At 36.0% G+C, this 3988-nt stretch carries 4 protein-coding genes and 2 pseudogenes; 3 read left to right on the forward strand and 3 right to left on the reverse strand.

Features of this window, described 5'->3' with window-relative positions; all coding sequences use genetic code 11:
• The 3 genes and pseudogenes from M3210_RS19435 to M3210_RS19445 form a co-directional block, all read left to right on the forward strand.
• A pseudogene (locus tag M3210_RS19435) lies at positions 1 to 359 on the forward strand (Tn3 family transposase); the annotation flags it as partial.
• Between the two features lie 109 nt (positions 360 to 468).
• Positions 469 to 669, forward strand: a pseudogene (locus M3210_RS19440) (RNA polymerase sigma factor); the annotation flags it as partial.
• Complete coding sequence (locus M3210_RS19445; RefSeq protein ID WP_251517872.1) at positions 656 to 1573, forward strand: stage II sporulation protein P; 918 nt, start codon at positions 656 to 658, stop codon at positions 1571 to 1573. The pseudogene M3210_RS19440 and the gene M3210_RS19445, both read left to right, overlap by 14 nt.
• Before the next feature lie 61 nt (positions 1574 to 1634).
• Here the strand turns inward: M3210_RS19445 and M3210_RS19450 are convergent, their stop codons facing one another.
• The 3 genes from M3210_RS19450 to M3210_RS19460 all read right to left on the reverse strand — a co-directional run.
• Complete coding sequence (locus M3210_RS19450) at positions 1635 to 2579, reverse strand: IS3 family transposase (RefSeq protein ID WP_251517881.1); 945 nt, start codon at positions 2577 to 2579, stop codon at positions 1635 to 1637.
• Positions 2465 to 3025, reverse strand: coding sequence for a helix-turn-helix domain-containing protein (locus tag M3210_RS19455; protein WP_251517874.1), 561 nt, complete (start codon positions 3023 to 3025; stop codon positions 2465 to 2467). Before M3210_RS19455 ends, M3210_RS19450 begins: the two co-directional genes overlap by 115 nt.
• A gap of 534 nt (positions 3026 to 3559) precedes the next feature.
• On the reverse strand, positions 3560 to 3988 hold a 429-nt coding region (locus M3210_RS19460; protein ID WP_251517877.1), incomplete at its 5' end, for a transposase.

The raw sequence follows: 3988 nt of genomic DNA on the forward strand, positions 1-3988 counted from the left end.
TCGGATGAATCATTAAGAAGAAAAATACAAAAAGGATTGAATAAAGGAGAAGCCATGAATGGACTGGCAAGAGCTATTTTCTTCGGAAAACAAGGCGAGCTTAGGGAACGAACCATACAGCATCAATTGCAAAGGGCCAGTGCCTTAAATATATAATCATTAATGCCATCAGTATCTGGAATACTTTACATCTAACAAAGGCAGTTGAATATCAAAAACGGTCAGGTAGTTTTAATGAAGAATTATTGCACCATATGTCACCTCTAGGTTGGGTACATATTAATTTACTTGGAGAATACCATTTTAATTCGGAGAAAATGGTCTCGTTAGATTCTTTAAGACCCTTGAAACTTTCTTAACGTTGTTAAAACTGGGGGAATAGTCGGGGAAATGGGCTTAGCGTTGTAAATCCGCATTTTCCTGACTGTACCCCAAGTAGTAGACGAGAAGGAAAACAAGGAACTAATAAGGGCAGCTATCATATCCTTAAAACCCCACTATAGAGCTGTTGTTATACTTAGGGGAATTAATGAATTCTCCATTAGAGAAACAGCAGAAATACTAGGTTGTAAGGAATCTAAGGTGAAGGTAGATTATCATCGTGCATTAAAAATACTTAGACGGAAACTAATACCGTCAAGGGAGGTTTTCCAAAATGCAAACGGATAAAGAGCTATTAGACAAAGTAAAGAATTCTTTTGAGTTGGAACCTAGACCTGAATTTGTTAGAGAAACAAAGCGAATATTAATTACAAAGGCAAATAGAAGTAATAAACTATACCGATTCAAAGAGAAGATTAAATATACACTCGCAACAGCACTGACGCTAACTTTAATTATATGGTTGTCATTTTTCAATGGAACAGAATATGTAACCAGTTCTTTTCAAACATTGTTATCAACAGTAAATCAAAATAATAGTGTACATCCCACTATAAATAGTTCAGAACCAACCGTTTTTATATACCATACCCACAATACAGAGTCCTTTATGCCTCTTCTTGATACAGATGATACAAATAAAGCATTCGATAAAGAGAAAAACATTACGATGGTTGGAAAAAGAATTGCTGACATATTAGAAATGCAAGGGATTAATGTCCTTCACGATAATACTGATATTGTGCAGCAACTTGAAAATAGAGGGTTAGAATACGAGGATTCGTATTTAATTTCTGGTGAAATAGTAAAAAATGTTTTAGATGAACACGAGAGTATAAAATTAGTATTAGATATCCACAGAGATTCTTTGGACAGAAGTTTTACTACAACCAATTTTGGTGGGACTGAGGTACCAAGAATTTCTTTTGTCATTTATCAGAATAATAGTAATTACGAAGAGAATTTTAAAGTAGCTGAACTACTTCACGAGACATTAGAGGATAATTATCCAGGTGTATCAAGAGGAATTACAATATCACAAGGTTCAAATAGAGGTAGCTACAATCAAGATTTATTTCGAAATTCATTGTTAATTGAAATTGGTGGTTTTGAAAATACTTTAGAGGAAGAATATAGAGGTGCTGAGATAATCTCCGATGTCATTATTGATGTCCTAGATAAATTAGATTAGAAACAAAAGTCAGACTAAAAAAGACGATTATGGTGGCGACCCCTAAAAGTTAGAGTTTTTATTATGCAGCTGATTGGCTGGATTGAGTTCGGTATTCTATCGGACTTAATCCAGCCAATTTTGCTTTGGTTCGTACGTGGTTATACCAGTGGATGTATTCCTCGATTCGGCGTTTTAATTCTTCATACCTCACTAATTTCTCTCCATAATACATTTCCTGCTTTAATATGCCAAAGAAATTCTCCATTGAAGCATTGTCTGCGCAGGTTGCTTTACGCGACATACTTTGAAATACGTTATTTGTCTTTAATGTTTTCACCCATAGGTTGTGCTGGTAGTGCCATCCTTGATCCGAATGGATTGTAGTGCGATAAGTTGCGTGATTCCTTATTATTTCTATTGTTTCATTTAAAGGTTCCATGACAAGATCATGCGTTGGACGTTTCTTGATGCCAAATGCAATAACTTCTCCGTTATAAAGGTCAAGAATTGGATTTAAATATAGTTTTTCTTCGCCTAAACATTTGAATTCTGTGATGTCCGTTACTAACTTTTGAAGCGGGATAGGGGTACTAAATCTACGATTTAAACGGTTTTTCGATACCTTGCCAACCTTCCCCTTATAGGAATTGTATTTACGGGATTTACGCATGAATTTAACACATTTTAATCCTAGCTCTCGCATGAGGCGATACACTTTTTTATGATTTACAATGTATCCTACTTTCTGTAACTCATCCGTTATCCGTTTATAGCCATAACGTTCATGAAACGTCTTAAATAGCTGGGTAATATGTTCTTTTAGGTCAGTGTCGGGATCTTCTTTTCCAAAGTTTTTTACGTGATAATGATAGGTTGCTTCCGGAATGTCCACCACAAGGAAAATATCTTTTAATCGGAATCCTTCTTCTTTGAGTTCGAATGCCAGTTTTGCTTGTGCTTTTCGAGATAGGCATTCGGATTTTCCCGGAAAGCTTTTAGCTTTTTTAAGTACGCATTTTCTAATCTCAGTAGTTCATTTTCACGCTCTAACTCTGCTTCACGTGTTAACTTTTCTTCCTTTTTCCTTTGCTTATTAGGTTTCTTAGACATAGAAGGTCGCCCCTTTGGTTTTTGTTTCAGGCCTTCTACTCCTTGTTCTCTAAACTCTATCATCCAACGAGCAATTAGAGATGGATTGTTTAACATAAATTGATCCGCAGTTTCCTGATAAGAAGCGCCTGTCCGTAACATAAAGTGTATCGTATCCAATTTAAATTGAACAGGATATGCTTCCCTACTATTTTTTCTTTTTAACCCTTCCACCCCTTGATTTTTATAAGCACTAACCCAATTTTTTATCGGTGTATCAGACGGCATATTGTATTTTCTCGCCAATAATGCATAACCAAGGTTCCCCTGTAAGTACTCGGTAACAAGACTCAGTTTAAATCCCTCACTATATTTAGCCATAAAAACACCCCCGAAAGTTAGTTTTTTACTCTAACTTTCGGGGGTCGGTACCTATTTAAATCGTCTTTTTCATTTACACAAATTATGTTGTTTGTTCCTTGTTCAACTAAACTCCCTCATTATAGTAAGTGAAATCTCCCGATTTCTTTCATTTTCTTAGATTTTCATACCAGTTTGATTATAGTAATTTATTATTTTGTGGTTGATGTTACCTATTGAGGTAAATTTTGGACCAAGAGAGCAAAAAAGACTCACATTCAACTAGACCATTTATAGGTAATAATTGGTAAATGAGTTAAAGTATGATCGCACAAGTAGATCTCCACACGTCTCATGGAGGTCAACCCTCCCATGTCTCACAGAGTCTTCGCTCTAAAATTCCTTCGTCCAACCTTACCATGAGGTGGATGTCAGTCATGCTGCCCCACAGGGTCCATGCCCGAAGTTTAGTTGCTTTGCTGACTAATCCGTGCTTCAGTTTTTATAAACACTAAATACTAAAATCAAGCTTGTAATCTCCTAAAAAATTGCTTCCTAAGCGGCTTTTTTCACTAACTCTAAATCTCGCATATGAGGAATATCCTGCAACATTTTCTCTTCACTAAATTCAAATTGCTTTTTCCCTATCGCAAAGAGTATGCGAATCAATTTATTACACAAAGCAATAAGGGATTGCATCTTCTTCAACGGATTCTCAGGTCGTTGCGTATAATAAGCATGCAAAGCTTTAAATGCGGTGTTTTTTGCAACTAGTATCATACAAACTCTAAACAAAAGGGCACGCAGTTTTTTCCTACCTCTTTTAGTAATGGTAGTTCTTCCCTTATGCTTTCCTGAGGTGTTCTCTTTGAGACTTAATCCAGCTAACTTAATCAGTTGCCTTGGGTGGGAATATTCATTCAAATCACCAACTTCGGCAAAAAATCCAGCAACTGTATCTCTTCCAACACCCTTAATTGCCAA

The organism is Oceanobacillus luteolus (genome assembly GCF_023715655.1).
GTDB classification, from domain to species: domain Bacteria; phylum Bacillota; class Bacilli; order Bacillales; family Amphibacillaceae; genus Oceanobacillus; species Oceanobacillus luteolus.